Annotated in this window: 3 rRNA genes; all 3 read left to right on the top strand. The window is 61.2% G+C overall.

The window, feature by feature from the left end:
* Nucleotides 1–270 precede the first annotated feature (270 nt).
* The 3 genes from H6A23_RS11100 (at nt 271) to rrf (ending at nt 5,162) form a co-directional block, all read left to right on the top strand.
* Nucleotides 271–1,782 (top strand): 16S ribosomal RNA (locus H6A23_RS11100).
* A 230-nt stretch (nt 1,783–2,012) separates the two neighbouring features.
* A 23S ribosomal RNA gene (locus tag H6A23_RS11095) occupies nt 2,013–4,947 on the top strand.
* 100 nt (nt 4,948–5,047) lie between these two features.
* Nucleotides 5,048–5,162 (top strand): 5S ribosomal RNA (gene rrf / locus H6A23_RS11090).
* The 16S, 23S and 5S rRNA genes sit together here, the layout of an rRNA operon.
* The last annotated feature ends 18 nt before the right edge of the window (nt 5,163–5,180 follow it).

Below are 5,180 nucleotides of genomic sequence, written 5' to 3'. Positions count from 1 at the left end.
AGGAATCGTGGACCTCCCGATTCTGGCCCCCGCGGGGCCGCGGGGTGCGTATAGTTAATCCCCGCGCATCGGCGGGGCGGTCGCCCCGGACCCGCGCGGCGAACCTTGAAAACCGGATACTGCGATCGAGAGATCGACGAAGACAGACTAAGCGAAATCGAAATCTGACTCACATGTCAGAACGTCAATTTCACTGAATCCGAGATCAGCGGGATCTTAGGACGGGACGGACGCGCCAATCGAAGAGAGCCGGCTCACGCCGGTCGCATTTGAACGGAGAGTTCGATCCTGGCTCAGGATGAACGCTGGCGGCGCGCCTAACACATGCAAGTCGAACGGTTAAAGCACCTCCGGGTGTGCATAAAGTGGCGAACGGCTGAGTAACACGTGGGCAACCTGCCCCTCGCACCGGGACAGCCTCGGGAAACCGTGGGTAATACCGGATACTCCTCCCCCTCCGCATGGCGGGGGAGGGAAAGCCCAGACGGCGAGGGATGGGCCCGCGGCCTGTTAGCTAGTTGGTGGGGCAACGGCCCACCAAGGCGATTATGGGTAGCTGGGTTGAGAGACCGACCAGCCAGATTGGGACTGAGACACGGCCCAGACTCCTACGGGAGGCAGCAGTGGGGAATCTTGCGCAATGGGCGAAAGCCTGACGCAGCGACGCCGCGTGCGGGACGAAGGCCTTCGGGTCGTAAACCGCTTTCAGCAGGGACGAGGGGGCAACCTGACGGTACCTGCAGAAGAAGCCCCGGCTAACTACGTGCCAGCAGCCGCGGTAATACGTAGGGGGCGAGCGTTATCCGGATTCATTGGGCGTAAAGCGCTCGTAGGCGGTCCGTTAGGTCGGGAGTCAAATCCGGGGGCTCAACCCCCGCCCGCTCCCGATACCGGCGGACTTGAGTTTGGTAGGGGAAGGCGGAATTCCAAGTGTAGCGGTGGAATGCGCAGATATTTGGAAGAACACCGGTGGCGAAGGCGGCCTTCTGGGCCACAACTGACGCTGAGGAGCGAAAGCTAGGGGAGCGAACAGGATTAGATACCCTGGTAGTCCTAGCCGTAAACGATGGACACTAGGTGTGGGGGGAGAGTCCCTCCGTGCCGCAGCTAACGCATTAAGTGTCCCGCCTGGGGAGTACGGCCGCAAGGCTAAAACTCAAAGGAATTGACGGGGGCCCGCACAAGCAGCGGAGCATGTGGCTTAATTCGAAGCAACGCGAAGAACCTTACCAGGGCTTGACATCTAGGTGAAGCGGCGGAAACGCCGTGGCCGAGAGGAGCCTAGACAGGTGGTGCATGGCTGTCGTCAGCTCGTGTCGTGAGATGTTGGGTTAAGTCCCGCAACGAGCGCAACCCCCGTCGCATGTTGCCAGCGGTTCGGCCGGGCACCCATGCGAGACCGCCGGCGTCAAGCCGGAGGAAGGTGGGGATGACGTCAAGTCATCATGCCCCTTATGTCCTGGGCTGCACACGTGCTACAATGGCCGGCACAATGGGCTGCCACCGCGCGAGCGGGAGCGAATCCCCAAAGCCGGCCCCAGTTCGGATTGGAGGCTGCAACCCGCCTCCATGAAGTCGGAGTTGCTAGTAATCGCGGATCAGCACGCCGCGGTGAATGCGTTCCCGGGCCTTGTACACACCGCCCGTCACACCACCCGAGTCGATTGCACCCGAAGTCGTCGGCCCAACCTCGTGAGGGAGGCGCCGAAGGTGTGGTTGGTAAGGGGGGTGAAGTCGTAACAAGGTAGCCGTACCGGAAGGTGCGGCTGGATCACCTCCTTTCTAGGGAGAATCGCCTCTTTAGAAGAGAACGGAATGACGGCGGACGTCCCCGCCAGTCCCGCTGATGCCTTCGTCGCGCCGCAGGCGCGCAGTGTCCGGTCTCGAGGGCTCGCCCTCGCCGTACCTTGAGAGCTGCATAGCGTGACGAAAGATTTTCCTCAAAGAAGATCGCATCTGAAGACGCGGCGGCGCCAGCCGCCGCGAGACTTTAAGTATGTTCGAGCCATCGAAGAGAAGATGGTAAGGGCAAACGGTGGATGCCTTGGCACAGGAAGCCGACGAAGGACGTGACAAGCTGCGATAAGCCGCGGTTAGGGGCACTTGCCCGCTCGACCCGCGGATCTCCGAATGGGCGAACCCGGCGGGAGTCATTTCCCGCCACCGCCGGCCGAACACATAGGCCGGTGGGAGGCAACCGGGGGAACTGAAACATCTAAGTACCCCGAGGAAGAGAAATCAATCGAGATTCCCCTAGTAGTGGCGAGCGAACGGGGACCTAGGACAAACCGGCGGCCGCGCAAGCGCCGCCGGGGTTGTAGGGCCAAGCACTGCGCAGTTACAAAACCTCGTGGAAGCGGAACGGCATGGGAAGGCCGGCGGGACAGGGTTAGAGCCCCGTACGCGAATCCGCGAGGACTGCCGCTTGGTTCCTGAGTACCGCCGGACACGTGAAACCCGGTGGGAAGCAGGGGGGTCCACCCTCCAATCCTAAATACTCTCCTGTGACCGATAGTGGACCAGTACCGTGAGGGAAAGGTGAAAAGCACCCCGGGAGGGGAGTGAAATAGTACCTGAAACCGTTTGCCTACAAGCAGTCGGAGCGGCGCTCGCGCCGTGACGGCGTGCCTTTTGTAGAATGAGCCAGCGAGTTACGGCGCGTGGCGAGGTTAAGCCACGAAGCGAGCCGCAGCGAAAGCGAGTCCGAAACGGGCGAGCAGTCGCGCGCCGTAGACGCGAAGCCGGGTGAGCTATCCATGGGCAGGCTGAAGCGGGGGTAAGACCCCGTGGAGGGCCGAACCCACCTAGGTTGAAAACTGGGGGGATGACCTGTGGATAGGAGTGAAAGGCCTATCAAACCCGGAGATATCTCGTTCTCCCCGAAATAGCTTTAGGGCTAGCCTCGGACGTTTACCTGCGGGGGTAGAGCACTGAATGGACGCGGGGGCCTCACCGCCTACCAACTCCAATCAAACTCCGAATACCGCCGGTCCAGAGTCCGGGAGTCAGAACATGTGGGCTAAGCTGTGTGTTCGAAAGGGAAACAGCCCAGACCGCCCGCTAAGGTCCCGAAGTCCGTGCTAAGTGGCAAAGGATGTGCGTTTGCCTAGACAACCAGGATGTTGGCTTAGAAGCAGCCATTCATTTAAAGAGTGCGTAATAGCTCACTGGTCGAGTGGACATGCGCCGACAATATACGGGGCTAAGCACGGCACCGAAGCGGCGGACTAGATTCGTCTAGTGGTAGGGGAGCTTTCCGTCCGGGGCGAAGCCGCGGGACGACCCGCGGTGGACCGGCCGGAAGTGAGAATGCTGGCATGAGTAACGAGAGCGGCGTGGGAAACGCCGCCGCCGTAAACCCAAGGTTTCCTGGGCGAGGCTAATCCTCCCAGGGTCAGTCGGGAGCTAAGGCGAGGCCGGAAGGCGTAGCCGATGCACAGCAGGTCGACATTCCTGCACCCCCGAACGGGCGTCATCACCGATGGGGCGACGGAGAAGGGTAGCTGGACGGGGTTCTGGACGTCCCCGCGATGGCACGTAGGCCGAGGGGTAGTGAAACGCGCCCCTCGCGACGGCTGAGGTGCCGGACGAAGCGACTGAGCGAAGCCAGTGAGCCCATGCTTCCAAGAAAACCCCCTAGGGAGCCCGCAGGGGCCCGTACCGCAAACCGACACAGGTGGGTGGGTAGAGCATACCAAGGCGATCGGGAGAACCATGGTTAAGGAACTCGGCAAAATTGCCCCGTAACTTCGGGAGAAGGGGTGCCGCCTCGGGTGGAGGGACTTGCTCCCCGAGCCCAGGGCGGCCACAGTAAATAGGCCCAAGCGACTGTTTATCAAAAACACAGGACTCTGCTGAAGTCGTAAGACGACGTATAGGGTCTGACGCCTGCCCGGTGCCGGAAGGTCACGAGGAGCCGTCAGCGCGAGCGAAGCGGCGAATCCAAGCCCCGGTAAACGGCGGCCGTAACTATAACGGTCCTAAGGTAGCGAAATTCCTTGTCGGGTAAGTTCCGACCTGCACGAAAGGCGTAACGATTTGGGCGCTGTCTCAACCATGGACCCGGTGAAATTGCACTAGTCGTGAAGATGCGACTTACCCGCGGAAGGACGGAAAGACCCCGTGAACCTTTACTGCAGCTTGACATTGGCTGCCGGTTCGTCGTGTAGAGGATAGGTGGGAGACGCTGAACCAGGGACGCCAGTCTCTGGGGAGTCGCCCTTGGAATACCACCCTCGACGTTCTGGCATCCTAACCCGCGACCGTCACCCGGCGTGGGGACCGTGTCAGGTGGGTAGTTTGACTGGGGCGGTCGCCTCCTAAAGAGTAACGGAGGCGCACGTAAGGTCTGCTCAGGACGGTCGGCAACCGTCCCTTTGAGTGCAAGAGCATAAGCAGGCTTGACTGCGAGACGGACAGGTCGAGCAGATGGGAAACCAGGTTCTAGTGATCCGGCGGCTCAGCGTGGTATGGCCGTCGCTCAACGGATAAAAGGTACTCCGGGGATAACAGGCTGATCTTCCCCAAGAGTCCACATCGACGGGAAGGTTTGGCACCTCGATGTCGGCTCATCGCATCCTGGGGCTGGAGCAGGTCCCAAGGGTATGGCTGTTCGCCATTTAAAGCGGTACGCGAGCTGGGTTCAGAACGTCGTGAGACAGTTCGGTCCCTATCCTCCGTGGGCGTAGGAGAACTGAGGGAGGCTGCCCCTAGTACGAGAGGACCGGGGTGGACGGACCTCCGGTGTACGGGTTGTCGACCAACGGCACCGCCCGGTAGCTGAGTCCGGTTCGGATAACCGCTGAAAGCATCTAAGCGGGAAGCCAGTCCCGAGATGAGTTCTCCCTTCGGTAAGGCCACTCGTAGACTACGAGTTCGATAGGCCGCAGATGTAAGCCCCGCGAGGGGTTGAGTCGAGCGGTACTAATCGGCCGAGCTCTTCTCTTCACTCTCAAGCTCGAGCGATCCCAGAGGGAAGCCCGACGTCACGCTGTGCGGCCCCCAGGGCACGGCGGAGCCGCCCCTGACAGCAGAATGCCCCTTGTTGGTCAGCGACCATGGCAGGGGAGGCACACCCGGTCCCATTCCGAACCCGGAAGTTAAGCCCCCGAGCGCCGATGGTACTGCGGAGTAGTCCGTGGGAGAGCAGGACGTCGCTGACCAACAAGGGGCATTTTGCG

The organism is Olsenella uli (assembly GCF_016900775.1).
Taxonomy (GTDB): Bacteria; Actinomycetota; Coriobacteriia; order Coriobacteriales; family Atopobiaceae; genus Thermophilibacter; species Thermophilibacter uli_A.
This window is presented reverse-complemented; position numbering and strand designations above follow the sequence as displayed.